Origin of the sequence: Emticicia sp. 21SJ11W-3 (assembly GCF_024138715.1) — a bacterium.
Taxonomy (GTDB): domain Bacteria; phylum Bacteroidota; class Bacteroidia; order Cytophagales; family Spirosomataceae; genus Emticicia; species Emticicia fluvialis.
This window is the reverse complement of the sequence record NZ_CP092074.1, coordinates 2648621-2671653: the sequence shown is the minus strand read 5'-3', so window position 1 is coordinate 2671653 and position 23033 is coordinate 2648621. Positions and strand designations below refer to the sequence as shown.

The following is a 23033-nucleotide window of genomic DNA, read 5'->3' as shown; positions in this document are numbered from 1 at the left end:
CGGAAATGCAAACAAAAGATACAATTGATTCAGGATTGGTTGTTCCGGTAGATATAGCCGCGCTTTGTGTGGGTATAATTGACCAGAACGATAAATCAGGTACCAGCACATTTGCAGGCGCAACCACAGTTTTTACCAACCAGTCGGGCAATAATAACGCCTATGTTGGCACCAATGTGGTAAGAGCGCTGTCTGCTGCTCCGTGGCAGCAGTTAACAACTGGTATACACCTGCACTGGAACCTGCCCGAAGCGCTTACTCAGGGAGGCAACAGTCAATCGGGCAGCCTTTTGTTCGGAGCGGTGCCAAACAGATGGCTTATCAGCCGTTTACTTATTACCAAAAACGGGCCCGTTCGCAGCTCATGGATAATTCAGAGCGACTCCCTGAGCAATACACTTCCTACCGGGCAGTTGGCAGTAACCCTGCCAGTAAAAAAAATCAACCCTACCGACCAGGACTATAAATATGTAGGGATGTATAAAGTTTTTGACAGCCAGTGGGCAGACCCCGTCAATAATAGTTATTTCAGAGAACTCACCGGGCAGGATTTGTCGGCCGTTTCAAGCGGCGACTCCTCATTTGCAGCTTTTTATCCCAACAGCCGTAGCTTGTTTGGTTTCCAGGACACCCTGTCTGATTTAAAAATAGGCCCTAATGACCCACCCGTTGACCTCATGTATGAAGTAACCGGCTGGTTTAGCAACACTATCAACGACCCGCTGCGTGACGGTAAAACCCGTGAACAAATAAATAATGATTATAACTGGACGTACGATGGCCCTGATGAAACTTCCACTTACTCGTTATATAGTGGCATCATCCAGAGTATATCATATACACCATATCAGAAGTACGTTGTAGACCAGCCCAATCAGAAGCCTGTCGATGCGGTTTTAACAATCGGAAATACGCCGCCTGAGTGTTTTGCTGCTTATTTCAAAGACCTGCTGCACCCCGATACACCATTTTTTGAAACCCTGCTGAATGCTTTCCAGAATGGCTTGCTGAGCGAATTTATGCAATTAAAGACCGACCAGCTTGCCCAGCTGAACGAAGTGCTACACCAGAAAACATTTGCCAGTATCAGCACAGGCACCGTTTATCAGATAACGCGCCCGGCCAAAGATTCACCCGATGAGCCTGATGTAGCATTTCCTTTGCCATTGGCCGAGGCATTAGATACCCTGAATGTTTATCAGCAGCAGGTTGATTTCTATGAGCGTTACACGCTGGGTTTTCAATGGCAGTTATTTGCTGACTGGTACCGTATGGTTAACACCAAAGATGCCAACCTGCAAAATACCCTTTTTCAGCTCATTTATAACAGCATAGGCAATACCTGGCCGTCTATACAGGCAACCAGTAATCAGCTGGCTACTCAATTAAACAAGCAAACGGCCTATGTTAATCAGTTAATATCTACCATTGATAACACCTTGCAGCTGAAGGAAACCTCGCCTGCACGCTACTGGCAGCCTAATGAACCCGTTATGCTTGTTATTCCTACCAATATGACAAACGCCGTGCGGGCTAAATCAATTGTAGCTAATTATGACGATTCTGGTTATCTGAAATGCCGCACAGTTGCGCAAATCATAAGTGCCATTGTGGTAAACAACATTACAGTTACAGCCGGCCAGTTCTTCAGTGCAGGTTTGCCCTCGCCTAACAACCTGCCGTATCCTGCTGCCACCAATAGTTTATTGCTCGAATCGCTTTTGTTGAATACCAATCTGGTTTCGGGTATTACGGGTGTTCCGGCAAGTAATCTGGAGGCAGCACTCAATATGGCTTTAAATGGGCAGCCTCAGCAGGTTTACACGTTTAGCGGGGTTGTACCTTCTGCCCTTGAAGTGTACTGGTGGCATAGCAACCCGTGGTTTCCTGTTTTTACTGAATGGAGTGTCAAGTTTGCCCCTTTAGAAGTTACCGAACGCAACGGGCAGCTCTACAATTACACAACCGACCTTTTTACTGTCAATTATACCATTGCGCAAAACAATGGCGGCAGTGTGGTGTATAAAGGTGCTGTAAACCCTGCAACTATTGATTTTTCTACTGCTCAGCAATACCGTAGCTCGGCCATTATAAGTACCAGCGCCGCAGAGACTTTTTATGAACAGCTTGAACAATATCTGGAAGTTTACCCTAACCAGACCTTGCAGCAAATTGCCGATGCCTTGCAAACAGGCATCTATGCCTCTAATGCTTTCAGTGGTTTTAATAGCCTGCTGGGCATGATGCAGCAAAGTATGCAGCTCAATATTAATGTAACGCCTCAAAACCCATATTACTCTATTACGCAGGCCGTTGCACAAATAGCAGGCAAAGCCAATGCTGTATCGCCTGTGCCTAATGGCAGTTATAATCCTGTCAGGGCTGGTTTCTTTGAATTCAGCCTCAGCCTGGTAGATGTTTTCGGGCAGAAAAGACCAGTAAACATTACCAGAAGTATTACATCAGAGCAGCTCACAACTATTTATAAGACACAGGTAGTGCCCAATGTAGTGTATATGCCACCGGCTCTGGCGCAACCGTCCAGATTGCTTTTCAGGTGGATGTCGGCTATCGGAAATCAGATTCAGGAAATGAATGCGCATCCGGCCACTACTCCTATTTGCGGTTGGATACTCCCCAACCATCTCAATGGCAGCTTGTTTATTTATGACCAGCAGGGCCGTTCAATGGGTACACTCGGTATGAACGGAAACCAGACGGCCATGGTCTGGCAGTCGGCTCCCGGTAATAATGCCACCATTAACCAGTCAATTGAGCAGGTTTTTGCCTTGCAGAATCCTAATCTTCGCGATTTCGCGGTGGCGCTATATAACAACGGGCCGGAGTTTTTCTCAAATTTCTGGAAGGCCGTTGATAACATGCATAATTTTATAGACCCCAGCAATTATGCACAAAGTGCTGACCTGGCCGTACTGATTGGCAGACCCATTGCACTTGGTGAAGCCATGCTCCGCCTGGAACTAAACAGCAGCCCGGTTCTGAATCAAAGCTGGGCCACTCTTACCAGTGGTGAGTACCGTACCGATAACCAGTTTACGGATGTCAGGTTTCCTGTCATTCTAGGCGACCTGAACCAGTTAAATGACGGATTGATTGGATATTTTCTTGATACGGCAGACTCTTTTAACTTTTCAACTTTTTATACGGAAGGCGCAGCATCTACCGGAACCAGCGGTGTTATAAAGCCGGTTGAAGATACTATTACGCTAAAGGCATCACCAGGGCCAGACTCCCCCGTACCGTATGATGTATCTGCCGATGCCCGTTACGTGCTCATGCTGTTTGACCCCCGCGCAGTGGTACATGCAACTATGGGTATTTTACCAACGAAGGTAATAGATATACCATCAAACCTGTATTCAGATACCCTCAATGTTCTGGAAATGACCTTTTTAACAACTCCGGTTCTTAAGGGCGTTACAGGTTTCAATATGCCGGTACCTGAAGAGGAAAGTTACCAGTGGTCGTGGGTGGAAGAAGCCGTATTTGAAGAAAAACCTGTGTGGGAAGTAACACCCGAAATTAGTTATGTAGGCGGTGAGGCCATTGCAGCGTATACCCCGCAGACCATTAGAGAAGGATGGCTGAAACTTACGCCGGAGTTGCTGCACTTTGAATTACTGAATGACAATGGCCAGCCTTTGGGCATTGCCAATGCCGTTAATACGTTTTACATGGCTGTCAGTAACCGGAAACCCCTCGAAATTATTTTTAAACCTGCGTCTTTACCAAAAAATGTAGCATCTGCCATTTACATACATTTGGGCCAGCTCGTTAGCCAGAAAGATGTTCCGGATATACAGTTTTCAGCTGAGGGCTGGTCATTCCGGCTTCTGAACGACACACGTTACGGAAATTTCTGGGTGGCCAACCCAACAGTAGAGCTGGTTTTAAACCCTAAAGAAGCATTTAAAATAACACTCAGCAATGTTAAAACCACCAATCAGACAGGTCAGGTACAAATGTACTTTGAGTACCTGAACGTTACCGGTGTAAACGATGGCCTGGATGCAGTGCTAATTACACTTAGCTGAGCTTAGCAAAAGAAATCTATTATTTATCACTATTCTTTCAATTAACAATTTAAAACAAAACAACTATGCAAGACACTCAGACATTTCCGCAGTTGTCTTTCTCCCTAAGTAATCCGGGGCAGGATAACACCATTTATGTAACTACAGACCCCACAGTAAACAAGTTGGTTTTCAGAGTTAAAACCAATAAAGATAACACCGTTTTCAGTTCGGGTCAGTTAGTACCGCCTACAGACGCTCCAACGGCCACAGGTTCTATATTGTATCTGGACCTAAGCACTTTGCAGATTCCTGAGGCCGATTTTAGCAAAATTGTTTGTTCTTCTACCGATTGGGACTACGCCCTTTATCCGAACAGCATTATTGGTCTGGTACCAACCAAAGATATTACCCTGAATCAGGGTTCAGATACGGTAGAAATCAAAATCGAAAATCTGGTTTTGCCAACACCGCCCTCATCGCCCAACGTTAACTTATCTGTTTCATATTACAGGGTCAGCCCTATTACGATTGGCAATTTGGCGCAGCTTTCTTTCTTTAAAGTGCTTTTGCAGGCCGCCCCTGAAGACAAAAAAGACTTGCACAATGCCATTGATTGCATACTCACTACCCCTCCCATAATAGTCAATACAGTTCGGGATTATCCGCAGGTAGATAACAGCATTACATTTGCCTTTAAGCCGGGGTCTAATCCGGTAGTGGTTAAAGCAGGGCCAAAAACTACTTTTACGGTTAGTTTCGTATATGCACCATCGGCACCAGGCTATGGCGCCCTGACAACGCCCCAATCGGCGCGCGATAACATTGTAGTTGCCCAGGGAGAAAATGCCTCAGGCTGGAGCGTAACACCCAATACGGATGCCCAGAACCCATGCTGGATTTTGCAGCCACCAGTAAACGCTGAAATTGTAGGTACAGGAGCCGGAGCCATAGTTTCTTTTTATATAACTGAAATTATGACCAGTTTTCAACCGGGTTCAACGCTCATGTATGTACAATATCAGAATGTACCTGGTTTTAACGATGGCTCTTACTACATGACACTCACCAAAATACCTCATGTGGTCATTAATAATCTGACAATAACACCCAATCCGTCAGTTATCAAAAACGGAGAAGCCAGTGTTACTATTTCGTGGAATGCAAAAGATTACCAGTCTTTAATGCTGATGCCGTTTTATCAGGATGTAACCAATAAAAACAGTTTTAAGGCAACCCTCAAAAAGTCTACCGTCATTACCTTGGTAGCTAATGGTGCGGCCACTACGGCCAATCAGGCAACAAAAACCACCACTGCCGATGTGCTGCCTGTCATTAACTCGTTTAAAGTTACTCCCAAAAATATCTATTACAACAATTACCCCCATGACGCCAAGTTTTTTTGGGACGTAGATACCAATGATTCGGTACTGCTGGTAAATGACGTAACTGGCAGCAAAGAGAGTGTGCCTAAAACCAGTACGCAAATCAAAAGTATAACCACACCTGGTATGTGGTCGTTGATTCCTCAGAATGAAGAAAACCCCTATACTTTGTTAAGAAATGTGCTTATTCAGTCATTCAAAGTAAACCCGCAGTCTGATTCGCTGTCATTCAAATCCAGCTCTGTGGTCGCTTCACCTTCTGCTGAGTTTCTTGCTGCATTAGACATTGACAATAAAAAAGTTCATTTTCTTAATTCTCTCGATTATACTGAGAATGCAATCGCATTAAGCACTGATGGAACCCCCATTGATCAGGTTTTCGCTCACAGTGGTTCTTATCTCTTTGTATTGAATAACAAGGCTGGTGCTGTAAACATTATTAAAATATTGAGAGACCCATCAACCGGAAATTACTCGTTTTCAAAGTTGTCATCTATCAAAATAGCCGGAACCCCGGCACGCATTGCCATATCTGGCGACGACAAATACATCTTTGTAACAACAGATCTTGAAGGTAAAGGCAATTTTATAGTGATTGAAAACAAAGGCGCCGACCAGTTCTCAATAAAACAGACCATTCAAACTTATCAGTCACCGATGGGTATTGCAGTAGACCCTTCAGGCACAAACGTGTATGTGGCTATTAAAGGCGACAACAGTATTTGTGTAATGGCTTATAGCTCGGTAAATGATGCATTTATGTATAGCCGGAGCATTAGCAACCTGCCGCAGAACCCGGTTGATGTGGCAGTGGCCGACGAAAACGGCAAAACTCTGCTTGTTGCCTGCTATGCTACCAATCAGGTAATGGTTGTTGATTATGATGACGACGGCACCTCGCCCAGACAGTCTCTATCTGTAAACAACTCTCCAATACGGATTGTAACTACAACAGACAGAGCCTATGCCTTTGTTATAAATTATTCATCTGGCAATGCCTCGCTTATCAGTTGCAGCAAAGGAACCGGAAGTTGCAGCGTAATTGATGCGTCTATCAAGACAGGTCCTAATCCGCTTGCTATTTCAATGGCTTATGACAACACAGCGGCCTACATTGCCAACTCTGATAAAAGTGTTACTACATTTAATCTGATAAATTATCAATTACGTAGCACTCCGGTAGATATAGGTAAACAACCAACCAATGTAATAGCCACCGCCGATGGCAAAAAACTGGTAGCATGGCATAATGTGCTTTTTATTAGCAACAAACCTGATTTTACAAAGGGCCTGTATATTTATGAAACCGCCTCAGGCGCAATATCTACACGCCTTGAAGACGACTCAATCGTTGATTGTGTGGTTTCTCCGGTTGCTTCAGTTGGCCTGATGTATGTAATAGAGAAGTCAAGTACCGAAATAAAAATCATGGAAACCGGAACCTTCAATGTAACAGGTTCGATATCTATTCCTGCCGGAGAAGGTGATGTAAGCAGATATCCCGTTGAGTTGAGTATGTCTGCCGATGGTAAAAATCTTTATACAGTTGTTAAAGATTCAGCTGGCAATTACAGTTTTATTGCTTTTACCTGCAACGAAAAAAATGCGACGTACAATGTAAATACAGATGTATTTGTATTTAAAAATGCTTCAACATCAAATAGTGTTCTATTGCAGAACACACCTGATGGCACACACGCTTTTGTTCTCAGTTCTTTAGACAAGAAAATCTGGACATTGATTCAAGATTCAAACCATGTTTATCAATTATCAACTACCCAGATAAGCCTATCTATTCTTACAAAGACAATGGCTGTGTCGCCAGATAACAGTAAGCTATACGTGGTTATGCAGCAGAACATGAAAACCTCTATTGCAAGTGTAAATATTAGCGACCTTACGTCAATAGAAACCCAAATGCCATCTTCTTATGCAATACTAACCAATTTTCAGCAGGCGGTAGTTTCTCCTGATAGTACCCGGTTGTTTGTTACAGATGCTAATACGGCAGGTGTTCGAATTATCAGTACTACCACTTTACGTATTATCCAGACACTTACCTGGCAGCAAAATCTACAGTATCCTACCGGAATAGCCATTCTTCCAAATGGGTCATCTATTTACCTGACAGGATTCAATAGCAATAACCTGGCAGTAATAAATCAAATTAGCTAAAAAAGTTAATCAATCACCTTAAAATTACATAAACATGAGCTACGACGGATTTTTTATCAGAGACTATGTTGGCGAAACAATAGATGGCCCTAAAGGCACAAGCTGGACAAACTCGCCCGATATTATTTGCCCGGGTACCACGCCTCTGGCAGACCCCAACGTTATTACCAATGCAGATAATTATAACAAAGGGCTGCCACAGCTTAACAATCAGACACCTTTAACCAACAATTGGGTGTATGTAAGGGGTGTTAACCCGAAATCAGTTCCGCAAACCTCAACAGTATTTTTGTATTATGTAGATACAACCATCGTCCTTTGGCCCCAGAACTGGATGTCAACGGGTATCATATACGGAGGCAAACAGCAAAACTGGGTAACACTCAATGCGCCTGCTTCCACCGATAATCAGGGAATACAAGGAACAATTTCTCCCTTTGGCTGGACACCCCCGCGCAATAACACGCATTATTGTCTGGTTGCATGGGCTAATAATGGTGATGACCAACTTACACCCCCAGACCTGGGCAGTATTGGCAGTGTGCCAGATATGGCTAATTTTATACTGACACACCCGAATGTAGGTTGGAAAAATACTACAGAAGTAGATGCAACCGTACCTACTATACAGGGAGTGGCTTCTATCATCGGGCCTTCTTCAGGTGGGCTATTAAGTATTGGTTTACAATGCGATAAACTGCCCAAAGATGGCTACATTGAGTTCTCGGTACCTGGCCCGGATGCTGACAATACAATTATTCTTCCAAAAACACAGATTGTCTCTCCAAACTACGCACCCACATTTCAGGTTACCTATCCGTCTATGCCAGGTGGTTTTGTAACACAAATGAACTGGAAATATTACCAGGGTGCAACGCCTGCCCCGGCAGGGTCTAACGTTATACCTTTTGTGGCCACCTGGGGTTTAACATCCAGTTTTATAGATGAGGTACGCCAAATTGCTCCCCAGCACCTGATAGATGTTCATCATTATGGCTCACCAGTAGAATTTCAAGCCAATGGTCGCAATTCAGAGACAAAAATAAGAACGATCATGGTAATTGGCTCAGTGCCTTTCAAATTGACAAGGTAGGAAAACAAAAATAAATCGGTCTCAGGATTTTTGATTTTCAGAATGAAAGAGACCGGTTTTTAAAGATTGAAAGAGTAAACAGTAGTTTCAAATTTTATTCCATCTCTTTTGATGTGATTTACTCTTTTGCCGTGAATTTATTTATTAACTGATACTACATAAAACAATTTTATTATGAGTTACGACGGATTTTTTATCAGAGATTATGTAGGCGAAACCATTGACGGCTCTAAAGGCACCAGTTGGACCAATTCGCCTGATATTATTTGTTCAGGTCCTACTCCATTGGCAGACCCCAAAACTATCTTAAATGCAGATAATTACAACAAAGGACTCCCCATTGGCTATAAACAGTCACCTGAGATGAACAATTGGGTGTATGTACGTGGTGTCAATCCCCAGACAGTACCGCAGAAAACAACTATCTATATGTATTATGCAGATAGTTCTGTTATGCTGTGGCCTCAGAACTGGAAATACCGGGAGTTTATGTATGCCGGAGAATACCAGAACTGGGCATCTTTTGTGGCTCCGCCAAGCACGGATAATCTGGGCTTACAGGGTACAATTCCTCCCTTTGGCTGGACACCCCCAACAAAATACCATTATTGTCTGGTTGCCTGGGCAAAAAATGGCCCGCAACAAAACATACCACCCGATTTGCAAAGCATAGGAAAGGTATCTGATTTGGGTAAATTTATAATTTCAAACCCTAATATCGGTTGGAAAAACACCATTGCCGTAGATGCAACCAAACCCACTCTTACAGGCACTGCACCAATTGATGGCCCACCTGAAGGTGGTATTTTAAACATTGGCCTTCAGTGCGATAAAATTCCCAAAGGTGGATATATTGAGTTTTTTGTTCCAGGGCCTAACGAGGACAATACCATCATTTTTCCGAAAACTAAAATTGAGGTTAACAATTATGCACCCACTGTTCAGGTGGAATATCCGGCAGAATCTGGTGGCTTTAAAACGCAATTGACCTGGAACTACTATGAAGGAACTACCCCGGCGCAGGATGGAGCCAATATTATTCCTTTTGCCGGTACATGGGGCCTAACCTCAGATTTTATTGACATCGTCAGAAAAACAGCGCCGCAGTTTCTGGCAGATGTACATCATTATGGCACACCGGTAGAATTCGCAAGAAATAAAGGTCAGCTCCAAATACCAATCAAAAAGATGATGATTGTAGGCTCCATTCCATTCAGATTTACTCGCTGACACAATCAAAGCGCTTAAGAGAAATCTTAACCGTAAGAATTTTTAATACAATTAACATTAACTAAAACTGTTGACTACAATGGCAATTACAACACAAAACTACTCTCCTGTTGTTACTCTACTTCAAAAGCAACTCAGTGACGACACCGAACTTGAAAAATTGCTGAATAAATCGCTCAATTTGGCAAAGCAATCAGCACAGGCTAGCTTAAATGCGTCTTTATTTAATGCCTTAAACACATTATACAAAAATAATGGCTGGCCAACCAATTCTGATGATTATCTGTCTTACCTAACTTACTTTGAACAGGTGCTTCCAAGCGAATCAATTGAACTACACGGCCCCTGGTCAAATCCTTTAGGTTATAGTCAGCAGATTTTCGACAGACTTTGTCAGTTTTACTGGCTAATTGACCAACCGCTTCCGGATTATAACAAGAAGACATTGCAGAGTTACACCAATGACAGTTTTTCTTTTGCAGACTGGCTAGACAAATATGCCAATGAATGGGGTAGTTTCCTCAACACTTCTGCATCCTTAACTAATGCTACGCTGGCTACGTTCTTGGCAGACCCTATGTACAATGCACAAGACTACATTAATGACAAACCTAACTGGGTATCTTTCAACACGTTTTTCTATCGGCAGCTAAACATCAATACCCTGAACGGTTCACCAATGAGGCCGATTGCCAATCCGAATGACAATACCATTGTTACATCACCAGCTGATTGTACCTTCAAGGCAATCTATCAGATTGATGCAAACGGTAATGTGCTGGATACTAATGGTAACCTTACGACTTTCAGATTGAAACAAACCCATACTATAGGCAATGTAAACGACCTGCTAGGGCCAGATGGTGAACAATATGCCAGCCAGTTTTACAATGGCACATTTGTACATTACTTCCTGAGCCCCTTTGACTACCACCGTTTCCATACCCCTGTAAGTGGTAAAGTAAAATATATTGAAGCATTATCAGGAAGTGTATTTCTTGATGTTCAGATTACCGGCGACCAATTTGATGCACCTGATAGTTCAACAGACGGTTATGAATTTACACAGGCCCGTGGCGTTGTGATTATTGATACCGGCGATGCCAGCATCGGCTCCGTAGCCACTATTCCTGTAGGTATGGCTCAGGTTTCTTCAGTGCACATGTACAGTAATCTGGCAGGACAAACCGTAAACAAAGGAACAGAATTCGGGTATTTTGCCTTTGGCGGGTCTGATATTATCATGCTTTTCGAGAAGCCGGTAGATCAGCTGAAATTTGTTGAAACTGTTGCCAATGCACAGGTACCAGACAGTTACACCAATCCTGCAGGTTTCCACTTCAAGTACGGTGAGCCGTCAGTGATTATTCAATCTTGAATCAGATAAAAAAAATGGCAGACGGGTATAAATCCTGTCTGCCATTTTTTTTTGCACTAGAGTATTATTGAAACTGCCTATAAACCTTGTCTATTGTTATTAGGGATTCTTTGTTTTGTACCATTATCATAAGTCTTTAAAGTAGATCCTTTTATAACATACCGGTTATCCACTAAATAGTTTGCAAAATAACTTCGCTCAATTCTTCCTGTACATCAACTCCCTTATTGGCATTATACCAGGTATGAATCCTGACTGTTAGCTCCTGAAAAGGTAATTTTTCTTCTAATGCCTTTGAGTAAATTACCTGACATTCTTTTGGGCGGGGCCCCCAGGTTGCCAGGTCATTACCGTTTTGGTCTCTTATTACCAGCTTCGGAATTGATTTCGTACCATTGGTTAAATAATTATCTATACTATGCGGAGCAGAATCCCGCAATTCAACGCTAACTGATATCAATGGGTTGGCTTGGGCAGCCATTATTATAAACGGTACATTATGGGCTGCATCGCCACACCAGGGCTCAGTAATCAAAAGCCATTGCTGTGGATTATCAATTTTTTTAATGGTTTCTAAAAATTGGGGCGACAAAGTCTGGGTTTTAAACCATCTCGACATCCGCGCCCAATTCAATTTGGTATATTCGTAATAATCTGGTTTGTTGTAAGGCGCTGCCTGGTCTTGTTCCTCTTTATTTACGATACTCTCAAAATAAGAACTATATGCTTTGAAATCCATGTTTATAATTTAAATTCTGTTATCAAGGCAAAATTAAGCTTAATTCAAGTGTTGACGACTATCATTTCCACCCAGGGAACTAGTTTCCTTTAGGAAAGTGATTAGTTTTGCATATTTAATAATATATTTTAGTGTTAACAAAAATGAAAAAAAGAGCAACAGTAAATACCTCTCAACTTTGCAGAAAAAGAATTTCTACCATTAAAGACACCATGGAAATATTATCTGGCAAGTGGAAGTTTCATATACTGGGTACCTTAATGGAAAGAGACCACCTGCGGTTTATGGATTTACTGCGCGAGGTAGATGGAATTGGTACCAAAATGCTTGCCAAAGAATTGCAGGATATGGAAATGAACCAACTGGTTTCAAGAACAATACTCGATACCCGGCCTGTTACAGTTCAATATTCACTTACCGAGTTTGGCAAGACCTTAAACCCTATTATAGATGAAATTATCAGATGGGGAAACGAGTATCGCAGCTCTATAGTGGGCAAAGAAAAAGAGGTATAGCTGAAATACAGCGTTTTTATACAGTTTCAAAAATCTAAACATACGTACCTGCCCCATGGAAAACAGGCTTAAAATGCTGAGGGAGGCTAAAAATTTGACACAAACCGAGCTGGCTGAAAAATCTGGCCTTTCTTTACGGACCATTCAGAGAATTGAGGCTGGTAGTGTCTTGAAAGGTTTTACCCTGAAAACCCTGGCAAAAGTACTGGATACAACGCCAGACAATTTAGCGCCTCATAAGGCCGCTACAGACATAAGCCGTGCAAAATTAATCAACCGGTCGGCCTTATTGGGACTCATTATACCTTATGGCAATATTATATTCCCTTTAATTTTAACCCACAAAACCAAAGATTTATATAATAAAGAGCTGGGGGAACACATTGTAAGCCTTCAGATTGTGCTATCGGTTATTCTCTCAATCATGATGATACTCAGCCCATTTATCCAAAAATGGCTGGCCATCAGGTTTCCGCTTTTTTTGATTCCTCTTATTGGTATAATATCCATCAAGCTAATTGTCATTATCAGAAACGGAATGAGCCTGAACCAACGGAACGAATTACAAATCAAGCTCAAAGCCAGCTTCTTATAGGGCTTTTCGCTAAAATGTCGTAAAAGTGTCGTAGCATTTTTTGTCGGAAATTGATTCAAAACCGAAAAATTGCGACAAAAAAACACAAATGAAGACATTTAAGAAGATTACCCTTATTTTAGTAACAATTGTTGCCTTAACATTAATTGGTGGCCACTTTTACTTTGATAGAAAATTCACCCCGCCAGACAACTATCTTTCTGTTTATCATGATGCAGAAAATGTACCCATTCAATGGAATGTAACTGATAAAAACCCCTATTCGGCCATGTTTTTGCAGGTGCATTTAAAAGGCATAGACCGGCCATTTTTTATGCAGATAGATTTTGGGTCGCCCGTTACCTTGTTTTATGCCAAATCGCTGGCTTCGGTTCAGAAAATGTATCCAAAGCTGGTTATGCCAGATATAAAGCAAAATCAGGTTGCGCTTCAATTCAGCATCGGCAAAATGGAGGTCTCCTCCGGTATATTTCAATTAATCAATTACGGAGAAAAACTGGATTTCTCTAAGCCCGATGCAATTAATATTATTGGCACTATTGGTACCGACTTGCTGGAAAAAAAAATTACCACCCTCGATTTTAAGCACAATAGCTGTTCTTTTACAGAAAACCTGCCAACCACCGGATTTGTAGATTTTGAATTCAAAAAACGCCGCATTATTTTGCCTGCCAGGTTGCAAAACAAAAACCTTCAATTACTTTATGATTCAGGCAGCAGCAATTATGAACTAATAACCAGCCAGGAAGATTGGGAAAACTACCGTACTAAAGGTGGCAGAATTAAAACCGAGAAAGGAAATTCATGGGGAAACCCCCTGAAGGTTATTACTGCCCCAGCCAGCCAAACCATACAAATAGGGCAAACCGATATGGCTTTGTCAGAGGTAACTTATGTTGAAGGTACATCTGCCATGCAAAACTTTTTAATGAGAAGCTCAGGCATGGAAGGCATGATAGGTAATAAACTATTGCTGAACCACAAATTGATTCTGGATTGTAAGAAAGAGAAATTCAGAATTGAATAATGCCAGCTTAAGCATTTTTATCTATTAACAAACAGAGAAACAAGCTAGGCTTCATTTCTCTGTTTTTTTAATGTGGCCAGCACATCATCTAATTGGTTGAATCTGTTCTCCCATATCTTACGGTATTGCTCCAGCCATTTATCTATTTCTTTCATTTTTTCAATTTCAAGTGAATAGAAAATCTCCCTGCCCTGAAACTCCTGTTTTACAAGCTCGCATTCTGTCAGTATCCGCAAATGCTTAGACACCGCCTGCCGTGTAGTATTAAAGTTTTCAGCAATGGCATTGGGTGTCATGGCTTGCAAGGCTATCAGAGCAATAATGGCCCTTCTGGTGGGGTCTGCAATGGCCTGAAAAACATCTCGCCTCATAATTACTTATTGTTTAAGAAACTAATTGGTTGCGAATTTAAGTGCAGCGTTTGTGGTTTGCAATGGTTTTTTGATTAAATTTTTGAAAGTTTAAATTATGACCTTGGTGAGACTGTTGGTGTGAATAGGTTGTTGATTATTTTTGAAATTAATATTTTATTTGTACGAAAATTTTAGCCGGATAACTTTAGAAAACACACTAATGATATTCGGCTAAATAGTTTTTTTAATTTTTGATAAGTAAACCTCTGACTAACAAAGCAACCATTAAAATTATCATAATGAATTTAAGAACACTTTTTACACTGCTACTTTTATCTACCACATTTTTAAGCTACTCTCAAAAGCAAAAAATTAAATGTACAAATATCTCTATTTCTTACCTTGATGATTCTTGGTCACAAGGACCATTTGTTGGTCTATTGACAGACGATGGGGCTACAATAAATGTTTCTAATGCAGAAAAGGGATCTTATACCTCACTCCAAAAATTTAAAAAGGATTACTCTGATCTTTTCGGGCATATTAGTTCACAACAGGTCTCACTTACGGGTGGTGGTAAAGGCTATTTATTTAAAGGTTTAATGAAAAACAGTGGGATGATTATTATTGAAATGTATGCTGAATTTCCAAATATGGCATATTCATTCACTTGTAAATACCCAAAAGAAAGTGATAAGGAGTTTTCCACAACAATAATAAAGGCGTTGTCAAGTATCGAGATTGATGAAAAAATAGAAGTTGATATCACAGAAAACCTTGAGTATTTTGTTGATTGGAAAAAACAAGGCTTTGTTCCTTTATACGTTGGTTATCCGTCTCATCCTTATGAAAAAGCTGCTTCACTTAGCATTTCATATAAGAATAAATCTGGTTTAAAATCGGGAGAAGTTGATTTAAGTTGGCCGGAAATAGAAATTAGCATTGAAGAATTGATTCTTATTGATATGGAATCTGAAATGGATAGCTTATCCCAACTGGAAAGCAAAAAAACCTTTGCTGACCAAATGTTTGAAAAGAAAGAAAAAAATGCCGATTGGAAGTATAAACAAATAAAATCTGATGAAATGAAGTTCACCCAAGGAAAGGCGTACCGTACAATCATAGAAATAAATTCTGATACCAGTAAGGCCTATCAAATTTATCAGTATTTCTGGGTTAATGACAGAATTTTTGAAATGCATGCACAAATCAGAAATTTAGATGCCAATTTAGAAAAGTTTGAAAAAATTGCTTCCTCATTCAGGATTTTATAGTATTCAAATAATGCCACTTTAATTGCTTTGTGAAGAAATTTGCAAAGCATTTTTTCTGTCCAATAAAAAAATCTTTACTTCTTCCCCCAATTTCGTATCAACACATAAACGGCAAACAAAAAGGTAATCGCATAAACCATAGATAAGGCCGGTTTCTGAAATTGAAGAGTTTTAAAGTCGAACTGTTTATACAAGGCTACCCCTACTATAATGGCCACAATGCTTAAAGTAAAAATCGGTGCTTTTCGTTTTTCCATAGTAATAGATTTTAGGAAAATTATAAAAATCAAAAAGCCTCTCTGGTTGAAAAGAGAGGCTTTTTCTGTGATCCCGCTGGGACTCGAACCCAGGACCCATACATTAAAAGTGTATTGCTCTACCAGCTGAGCTACGGAATCTTAAACTGGTTTATCTACTCGAAAAAAGGTTGTAACGTTTGTGATCCCGCTGGGACTCGAACCCAGGACCCATACATTAAAAGTGTATTGCTCTACCAGCTGAGCTACGGAATCTTATTTTGGTTATTCAGAAATCTGAAAAGAAGAAATTGAAAGAAGAACTAAAATTCATTACTTTTGCTTTCTTAATTCATTTCAGGTGTTACCCCTTTTCCTGAATCGCGGTGCAAAATTACATTTTTTGATATTATGATGCAAACATACTTTTTGAAATTTCTGAAAAAACTTTTTATAATATTCATATTTTCTTTACAATTCGTTGATAGTCAAGCTCAAAAAAAGTTATACACAACTGCAGATTCTTTGTTTAAACAGAAAAAATTTGACGAAGCGGCCTCTCTTTATGAAAAAATAATTACCGAAACCCCCAACTTTAATCCGAAGGTTTATCTGAAGCTGGCAAATATTTATGAAAACCGTGGCGACTTCGTCATGGAGCTTTACTACCTTAATTTGTACTCTTTCAGGTATGCCGATGAGCGCGTATTTGAGAAAATTTATACCATCGCCACCGAAAACGGTTACAAGGGGTATGAAAAAAACGACCTCAATTATTTTCTGTATTATTTCAGGCAATATTCCATGTACGTATGGGCGGGATTTTTAATTATTGGCATCTATGTATTTGCAGTTTTTCTAATCAAAAGGCTCAATAATCAATATAGTCCTATCCCGCACAAAATACTATTTCTGGTATATCTGATCTTTTTGTCGGTGCTTATCAATCTTCCTAATAATTACCGCACCGCCATTATAAAAAACGAGCAGGTGTACCTGCGCGACTACCCCTCGGCGGCCTCGCATATCGTTGGCAGCATCAGCGAAGGCCACAGGCTTAATGTAATCAATTCTGAAGACATCTGGTATCAGGTTCTATGGGACGGCAAGTTTTGCTACATCAAACAAAGCGATATTCTCCTGATTCATTAATTCTTAAGTCCGTCGGCTGGTCAAAGCCTTTTATAAAGCTTTTGCATACCTTTATCGTTTAACCTGTGCCTCGGGCATCAATCTGTTGCATTAGGTTTATACCTCTCTTCAGCTTCAATTTTGATGTTAATTCTAAGTTCGGTAATTTTGCGCAATTATAAACAGAATTGACCCAAGCAATGGCCAGAAACAAAACATTCGTAATTGACAGTATAGAGGTTGAAAATTTTGCAGCAGAGGGTAAATGTTTTGCAAGGCACAACGGACAAGTAATTTTTATTGAAGGCAGTAACGTATCGCCGGGCGATAAAGTGAAACTTTGGGTTAATAACCGCAAAAAAAACTATGCTGAGGCCAACGTTTTAGAAATACTGGAGGCTTCTCCGCTGCGCATTGCTCCTTTCTGCCAGCATTTCGGGGTTTGTGGTGGTTGTAAATGGCAACACGTGCCTTATGAAAAACAATTAGAACTAAAAAGCCAGCAGGTGCACGACCAACTGAGCCGCATTGGTAGGCTTGAGCTCCCCGTTATAAACGATATTCTTGGTTCGGCCAATACTACTTTTTACAGAAATAAGCTGGAGTTTACCTTCTCTAACAGCCGTTGGTTTACCAGAGAAGAAGCCAGCCTTGGAGAAGATACCGACAAAAACGCACTGGGTTTTCATGTGCCCAAGCGTTTCGAAAAAGTATTACCCATTGAAAAATGCTATCTGCAAAAAGACCCTTCTAATCAGATAAGACTAGCCCTGCGCGACATGGCCAATGAGCAGGGATATACCTATTATGACCACATTGCGCACCAGGGTTTCTTACGTAATATCATGATTAGAACCACCTCTATCGGCCACCTGATGGTGATGATTCAATTTGCACAAAACAATGAATCTGATATTGAGCTGGTACTGGGTCACCTCAAAGAAAAGTTTCCTGAAATCACGTCTTTGAATTACGTTTTGAATCAAAAGCGAAACGATACCTTCCATGACCTTGAAGTGCATACTTTTGCAGGCAAGCCATATATAGAAGAAAAAATGGAGGATCTGATTTTCAGAATCGGTGCCAAATCTTTCTATCAGACCAACTCTGAGCAAGCGTATGAGCTTTACAAACTTACCCGCGAATACGCAGGCCTGACAGGCAACGAACTGGTATATGACCTTTATACCGGTACCGGCACCATTGCCAATTTTGTAGCTAAACAAGCCCGCAGGGTAATAGGTATTGAATACGTAGAAGCCGCAGTTGAAGATGCAAAAATCAATTCTGAGGTAAATAACATACATAATACCGAGTTTTTTGCCGGTGATATGCGCAAATTTCTGACCCGTGAATTTATTGAACTAAAGGGAAAACCGGATGTAATTATTACTGACCCGCCACGCGCCGGAATGGACGAGCCGGTTACCCGTACAATTCTGGATGTAGCCCCGCAAAGAATAGTTTATGTAAGTTGCAACCCCGCCACACAAGCCCGTGATTTGGCTATTTTGAGCGAAAAATATCGTATTCTAAAGGTTCAACCGGTTGATATGTTTCCGCATACACACCATGTTGAAAACATAGCTTTGCTTGAACTAAAGCAGTAAAAACAAAAAATGGCAGATAGAGAGGTTAATCCTTATCTGCCATAATATCATTCAGGCTCCGGGTTTTATTTATCAGAACGGAAATTCTTCCTCGTCAGGGTTACGCGGTTTATTTGCTTTGCTTCCAAACGTAACAGGCGCCCCGCCTGCGTTTCCGCCTCCTTGTTCAAAGCTATCCAGTGCATTAGTAGTCGGGAACGATTTCGGGCCGTTAAAATCAGTAAAGCTGTCGTGCATAGGTGTATAGAAACCGTCCAAATCGGCAAATTTGGTATATTTACCAATAAACCTCAGCCTTACGGTATCAACGGTACCACTACGGTTTTTGGCTATGATTACTTCACCCACACCGGCTGTGGGGTTCCCGTTTTCATCCTGAGTTATTTTATAGTATTCCGGTCTGTACAAAAACATAACCATATCGGCATCCTGTTCAATAGACCCCGACTCCCGCAAGTCAGACAACTGCGGGCGTTTGTCTCCACCTCTGGTCTCCACGGCACGGCTCAACTGCGAAAGCGCAATTACAGGCACATCAATTTCTTTGGCTAGGTTTTTCAACGAGCGTGATATTGTTGCAATCTCCTGCTCACGGTTACCGCTTTTCTGCCCTCCGGTATCTCCGGTCATCAACTGCAGATAATCAATAATAATCATCCCGATGTTGAACTGGGCTTTCAAGCGGCGGCATTTGGCCCTTAATTCAAGCACCGACAAGGCCGGGGTATCGTCAATATAAATAGGCGCTTTAGACAACCGGTCAATCCTGTGGTGCAATTGCTGCCATTCGTGGCTTTCAAGGGTTCCTTTTCTTAGCTTTTCGCTGTCAATTTCAGCTTCTGCAGAAATCATACGCAACATCAGCTGGGTTGATGACATCTCTAATGAGAAAATGGCCACCGGAACATTCCATTCAACGGCCGCGTTTCTCATCGCCGACACCACAAAGGCGGTTTTACCCATGGCAGGCCTGGCGGCTATAATAATCAGCTCGGTTTTCTGCCAGCCACTGGTTATGCGGTCAAGCTCAGTAAAACCACTGGCAACACCCGTAAGGCCGTCTTTATTATTTTTCTTTTTTTCAAGTTCGTCAATCGTAGCCCGCATAATAGAGCTGGCATCGGCATAGCTCTTTCTGATGTTCCGCTCCGAAATCTCAAAGAAAGTCTGCTCTGTTCTGTCAAGCAGATTAAATACGTCGGTAGTGTCTTCAAAGGCATCGCGCAAAATATCCCCGGCAACACGTATCATATCGCGTTTAATTGCCGATTGAGAGATAATACGAGCATGCCATTCAATATTAGCGGCCGAGTTTACTTTACTTGTAAGGCGGGCCAGATACTGCGCACCACCTACAAACTCCAATTCACCCAGACTACGCAGCTGAGAAGTAACCGTTAATAAATCAATTGGTTCAGACTTACCGAATAGTATCAGAATGGCATTGTAAATACGCTGATGAGATTCTTTATAGAAACTACCGGGTTGAAGAATATCCACAACCGTAGTCAGTGCATCTTTTTCAATCATTAAAGCACCCAATACCGCTTCCTCCAGCTCAATTGCCTGAGGTGGAAGTTTGCCGGACTCAGGACGAAGCACCTCGTACGTTGGGTTCTTGCCTATACCTCTTTGTCCCTGATTTCTGCCCGTTGTAGTATTTGGATTCATATATTCCATCAATGTTAATACAATGTTAAGAAAAAATACACTTCATAAAAAACAGGCGCCTTTGGCCAGATATTATATAAACAATTGATAATCAATATTTAACTCATAAACGTGAATTTTTTTGTGGAAAAAACTTAAGATATTGTGAATAATTTTTGATTTTTGACAAATCATTTCAAAGCAGTAAGAAAAACTAATTTTGTTTTCTTGCGTTTTATAGACAGAAACGGTAATTGAACTTAAAAAAACAAACACAAAAGTATTTTGACAGAAAAAGTATTCACATTAGACGAGGTTTCCCTGATAGATTTTCTCGGAGTAGAAAATAGTAATATCAAAATGGTAGCGGCTGCTTTCCCTGAAAGCAAGATAATTTCAAGAGGGAATCAGATTCTTGTAAAAGGGAACGACAAAGAAATCAACAAAATTTCAGATATACTTGAGTCGCTGCTTGAGCATTATCATAAATACGGAAGAATAAGCAACGACCAGGTAAAAAATTATATTCAGCAAGACATAGAGTCGGCCAATCATGAAGCTACTGACGATGACGTTATCGTTTACGGAACAAGAGGTATAGTTGTACGCGCCAAAACTGCCAATCAGAAAAAAATGATTGAGGCCGCCAATAAATATGATATAGTTTTTGCCACAGGCCCTGCCGGTACGGGTAAAACATATACCGCCGTAGCATTGGCTGTTAAAGCATTAAAAGATAAACAGGTAAAGAAGATTATCATTACCCGCCCTGCCGTTGAAGCCGGAGAAAACCTGGGCTTTTTGCCGGGTGATTTAAAAGAAAAAATTGACCCTTATCTAAGGCCGATTTATGATGCGCTAGACGATATGATTCAGGCGGAAAAACTGAAATTTTATATCGAAAACCGCACCATAGAGATTGCACCCCTGGCCTACATGCGCGGGCGTACACTGAACAATGCCTTTATTTTGTTAGATGAAGCGCAGAACACCACACCCATGCAGATAAAGATGTTTCTGACACGCATGGGGCCACTCTCTAAAACCATTATAACCGGCGACAGAACACAGGTAGATTTACCGAAAAATCAGCGGTCGGGTCTGGTTGATGCCTTAGAAATTTTGAAGAATATAACCGGTATAGGATTTGTTGAACTGGATGGCAGAGACGTGGTAAGACACCGACTGGTTAAAGACATATTAAATGCTTATGAAAAAGCCGAGAGTAAATAATAATAACCGGCGGGTTCCGTTGCAACCATAGGCTACTTTTCTCTCGTCATAAAAGCATGAAAAAAACTTTATACTTTACGCCGCTATTTATGCTGCTTACATGGCAAACATGGGCACAAAGAACGTTAATTTGTGCCCATGCTGCTATTGATTCTATCCGCTCCGTTAACAATGCAGGCCGGGCCATCAAAAAACTCAGGTTTGAACAGGCATTAGCCAACGTAATTAGCGCCGAAAACCAAAAAAGTCGTATAGGTATAGCCAATGAAGACGTTATCCGTATTCCGGTGGTGGTGCATATCGTCCATAATCAGGCAGATGGCTCAATCCGTAATAATAATATTCCCGATGAGCAGGTATTCTCACAGATAAAAGTACTTAATGAAGATTACCGGCGCAAACAAGGCACATTGGGTTTTAATACCAATCCGGTAGGTGCCGATATAAAAATTGAATTTTTTCTGGCTTCAAAAGACCCGAATGGTAATCCAACTTCTGGTATTACACGTCATTACACTAGTACAGCAAGTTTTAGCCTGATAAGCGATGCCGACCGCACGCGTCTTTCTAATCTTGGTTACTGGGATAGCAACAAATACCTGAATATCTGGGTAACTACCTTCCGCAGCCCATATATAGGTTATGCTGAGTTTCCTTATGCCGAAACCGTAGACGGACTAAGCGAACAAGCCAACGAAAACATCGACGGTGTCTTTATAGATTACCGGGTGTTCGGGAAAAAATCAGGCACTAATACATCAGGCCTTTACAGCATGGGCAGAACCACCACTCATGAAATCGGCCACTGGCTGGGGCTAATTCATACCTGGGGAGATGAATATTGTGGCACAGATTATGTAGCTGATACACCCCCAACATCTGAATCAAATAATTCAGCCTTTTGTACCGATAAATTCTCTAATTGCAGTGGAACGCTTACCAGAAACATGATTGAGAATTATATGGACTACACGCCAGACTCTTGCATGAATATTTTTACTGTAGGGCAAAAAGACAGAATGCGCGCGGTACTAGACCTGAGCCAGAGACGTAAAAGGGTTGTTAACTACGCCAGATTTGAGCTGCCTCCGTCAACCACTCTTGCCGTTAACCTGGTACCCAACCCAACCACCAAAGAGAATATTCAGGTGCAGGTATTACTGCCAGACTTTCAGGATTTCACCATTTCATTGATAGACATAAAAGGCAGAAGCCTTTACACTGCCACATTTAAAGATTACCCAAGCACAGTGATTAGTATCAATGCGACAGACCTGGTGCCGGGTAGTTATTTTATGCGGGTAATTTCTAAAGAGCAGCAAGCCACCAGGCGGCTGGTTATATTATAGCGCATAAAATTTAATATTAGTTTATA

At 41.3% G+C, this 23033-nt stretch carries 17 protein-coding genes and 2 tRNA genes; 13 read left to right on the top strand and 6 right to left on the bottom strand.

The genetic code is table 11. The annotated features are described in order from the left end of the window. Nucleotides 1-5 precede the first annotated feature (5 nt). The 5 genes from MB380_RS11310 (at nucleotide 6) to MB380_RS11290 (ending at nucleotide 11295) form a co-directional block, all read left to right on the top strand. Entirely contained in the window at nucleotides 6-4055 is a 4050-nt protein-coding gene (locus MB380_RS11310) for a hypothetical protein (protein ID WP_253522350.1), read from the top strand. A gap of 65 nt (nucleotides 4056-4120) precedes the next feature. After that, nucleotides 4121-7594 carry a YncE family protein gene (locus tag MB380_RS11305; RefSeq protein ID WP_253522347.1) on the top strand — a complete coding sequence of 1158 codons (3474 nt, stop codon included), beginning with the start codon at nucleotides 4121-4123 and terminating at the stop codon, nucleotides 7592-7594. A gap of 34 nt (nucleotides 7595-7628) precedes the next feature. Next, nucleotides 7629-8687: a hypothetical protein gene (locus MB380_RS11300; RefSeq protein WP_253522344.1), complete on the top strand. Its 1059-nt coding sequence runs from the start codon at nucleotides 7629-7631 to the stop codon at nucleotides 8685-8687. Nucleotides 8688-8861: 174 nt separating this feature from the next. Further along, nucleotides 8862-9917, top strand: coding sequence for a hypothetical protein (locus tag MB380_RS11295; protein WP_253522340.1), 1056 nt, complete (start codon nucleotides 8862-8864; stop codon nucleotides 9915-9917). Nucleotides 9918-9996: 79 nt separating this feature from the next. Next, the gene (locus MB380_RS11290; protein WP_253522338.1) at nucleotides 9997-11295 is read left to right on the top strand and encodes a phosphatidylserine decarboxylase; all 1299 of its coding nucleotides are present in this window, start codon (nucleotides 9997-9999) and stop codon (nucleotides 11293-11295) included. Between the two features lie 172 nt (nucleotides 11296-11467). Here MB380_RS11290 and MB380_RS11285 read toward each other — a convergent pair whose 3' ends face one another. Then, nucleotides 11468-12034, bottom strand: a complete 567-nt coding sequence (locus MB380_RS11285) for a thioredoxin family protein (RefSeq protein ID WP_253522336.1) — start codon at nucleotides 12032-12034, stop codon at nucleotides 11468-11470. Between the two features lie 143 nt (nucleotides 12035-12177). Between MB380_RS11285 and MB380_RS11280 the strand changes: the two genes are divergently transcribed. The 3 genes from MB380_RS11280 to MB380_RS11270 all read left to right on the top strand — a co-directional run bounded on the left by MB380_RS11280 (nucleotide 12178) and on the right by MB380_RS11270 (nucleotide 14171). Next, nucleotides 12178-12549: a helix-turn-helix domain-containing protein gene (locus tag MB380_RS11280; protein WP_253522335.1), complete on the top strand. Its 372-nt coding sequence runs from the start codon at nucleotides 12178-12180 to the stop codon at nucleotides 12547-12549. 55 nt (nucleotides 12550-12604) lie between these two features. After that, on the top strand, nucleotides 12605-13144 hold the full coding sequence (locus tag MB380_RS11275) for a helix-turn-helix transcriptional regulator (RefSeq protein ID WP_253522333.1): 540 nt from the start codon (nucleotides 12605-12607) through the stop codon (nucleotides 13142-13144). Between the two features lie 88 nt (nucleotides 13145-13232). Further along, complete coding sequence (locus MB380_RS11270) at nucleotides 13233-14171, top strand: hypothetical protein (RefSeq protein ID WP_253522331.1); 939 nt, start codon at nucleotides 13233-13235, stop codon at nucleotides 14169-14171. Nucleotides 14172-14215: 44 nt separating this feature from the next. Here the strand turns inward: MB380_RS11270 and MB380_RS11265 are convergent, their stop codons facing one another. Continuing rightward, nucleotides 14216-14542, bottom strand: coding sequence for a helix-turn-helix transcriptional regulator (locus MB380_RS11265; RefSeq protein ID WP_253522329.1), 327 nt, complete (start codon nucleotides 14540-14542; stop codon nucleotides 14216-14218). 281 nt (nucleotides 14543-14823) lie between these two features. Here MB380_RS11265 and MB380_RS11260 point away from each other — a divergent pair, with 281 nt between their 5' ends. Then, entirely contained in the window at nucleotides 14824-15798 is a 975-nt protein-coding gene (locus tag MB380_RS11260) for a hypothetical protein (protein ID WP_253522327.1), read from the top strand. A gap of 74 nt (nucleotides 15799-15872) precedes the next feature. Here the strand turns inward: MB380_RS11260 and MB380_RS11255 are convergent, their stop codons facing one another. The 3 genes from MB380_RS11255 to MB380_RS11245 all read right to left on the bottom strand — a co-directional run bounded on the left by MB380_RS11255 (nucleotide 15873) and on the right by MB380_RS11245 (nucleotide 16310). Then, nucleotides 15873-16055, bottom strand: a complete 183-nt coding sequence (locus MB380_RS11255; RefSeq protein WP_253522324.1) for a hypothetical protein — start codon at nucleotides 16053-16055, stop codon at nucleotides 15873-15875. Between the two features lie 68 nt (nucleotides 16056-16123). Further along, nucleotides 16124-16196 (bottom strand) — tRNA-Lys (locus MB380_RS11250). Nucleotides 16197-16237: 41 nt separating this feature from the next. Then, a tRNA-Lys gene (locus MB380_RS11245) sits at nucleotides 16238-16310 on the bottom strand. 249 nt (nucleotides 16311-16559) lie between these two features. Between MB380_RS11245 and MB380_RS11240 the strand changes: the two genes are divergently transcribed. Together MB380_RS11240 and rlmD are read left to right on the top strand one after the other, a co-directional pair. Continuing rightward, nucleotides 16560-17186, top strand: coding sequence for an SH3 domain-containing protein (locus tag MB380_RS11240; RefSeq protein ID WP_253522322.1), 627 nt, complete (start codon nucleotides 16560-16562; stop codon nucleotides 17184-17186). Nucleotides 17187-17365: 179 nt separating this feature from the next. Next, a complete protein-coding gene (gene rlmD, locus MB380_RS11235) occupies nucleotides 17366-18775 on the top strand; it encodes a 23S rRNA (uracil(1939)-C(5))-methyltransferase RlmD (RefSeq protein WP_253522320.1) in 1410 nt (469 codons plus the stop codon). Nucleotides 18776-18847: 72 nt separating this feature from the next. On the opposite strand, the gene dnaB is transcribed toward rlmD, so the two are convergent. Beyond that, entirely contained in the window at nucleotides 18848-20455 is a 1608-nt protein-coding gene (gene dnaB / locus MB380_RS11230) for a replicative DNA helicase (protein ID WP_253522318.1), read from the bottom strand. Between the two features lie 255 nt (nucleotides 20456-20710). Between dnaB and MB380_RS11225 the strand changes: the two genes are divergently transcribed. Then, nucleotides 20711-21658, top strand: coding sequence for a PhoH family protein (locus MB380_RS11225; RefSeq protein WP_253522316.1), 948 nt, complete (start codon nucleotides 20711-20713; stop codon nucleotides 21656-21658). A 56-nt stretch (nucleotides 21659-21714) separates the two neighbouring features. Continuing rightward, on the top strand, nucleotides 21715-23007 hold the full coding sequence (locus MB380_RS11220) for a M43 family zinc metalloprotease (protein WP_253522313.1): 1293 nt from the start codon (nucleotides 21715-21717) through the stop codon (nucleotides 23005-23007). Nucleotides 23008-23033: the final 26 nt, after the last annotated feature.

Bases quoted from the DNA above. Each gene is read 5' to 3' on its own strand.
- MB380_RS11275 (WP_253522333.1), top strand. From the start codon at position 12,605: ATGGAAAACAGGCTTAAAATGCTGAGGGAGGCTAAAAATTTGACACAA.
- rlmD (WP_253522320.1), top strand. From the start codon at position 17,366: ATGGCCAGAAACAAAACATTCGTAATTGACAGTATAGAGGTTGAAAAT.
- MB380_RS11265 (WP_253522329.1), bottom strand. From the start codon at position 14,542: ATGAGGCGAGATGTTTTTCAGGCCATTGCAGACCCCACCAGAAGGGCC.
- MB380_RS11285 (WP_253522336.1), bottom strand. From the start codon at position 12,034: ATGGATTTCAAAGCATATAGTTCTTATTTTGAGAGTATCGTAAATAAA.
- MB380_RS11260 (WP_253522327.1), top strand. From the start codon at position 14,824: ATGAATTTAAGAACACTTTTTACACTGCTACTTTTATCTACCACATTT.
- MB380_RS11295 (WP_253522340.1), top strand. From the start codon at position 8,862: ATGAGTTACGACGGATTTTTTATCAGAGATTATGTAGGCGAAACCATT.
- MB380_RS11270 (WP_253522331.1), top strand. From the start codon at position 13,233: ATGAAGACATTTAAGAAGATTACCCTTATTTTAGTAACAATTGTTGCC.
- MB380_RS11310 (WP_253522350.1), top strand. From the start codon at position 6: ATGCAAACAAAAGATACAATTGATTCAGGATTGGTTGTTCCGGTAGAT.
- MB380_RS11290 (WP_253522338.1), top strand. From the start codon at position 9,997: ATGGCAATTACAACACAAAACTACTCTCCTGTTGTTACTCTACTTCAA.
- MB380_RS11255 (WP_253522324.1), bottom strand. From the start codon at position 16,055: ATGGAAAAACGAAAAGCACCGATTTTTACTTTAAGCATTGTGGCCATT.
- dnaB (WP_253522318.1), bottom strand. From the start codon at position 20,455: ATGGAATATATGAATCCAAATACTACAACGGGCAGAAATCAGGGACAA.
- MB380_RS11300 (WP_253522344.1), top strand. From the start codon at position 7,629: ATGAGCTACGACGGATTTTTTATCAGAGACTATGTTGGCGAAACAATA.
- MB380_RS11280 (WP_253522335.1), top strand. From the start codon at position 12,178: ATGAAAAAAAGAGCAACAGTAAATACCTCTCAACTTTGCAGAAAAAGA.
- MB380_RS11305 (WP_253522347.1), top strand. From the start codon at position 4,121: ATGCAAGACACTCAGACATTTCCGCAGTTGTCTTTCTCCCTAAGTAAT.
- MB380_RS11220 (WP_253522313.1), top strand. From the start codon at position 21,715: ATGAAAAAAACTTTATACTTTACGCCGCTATTTATGCTGCTTACATGG.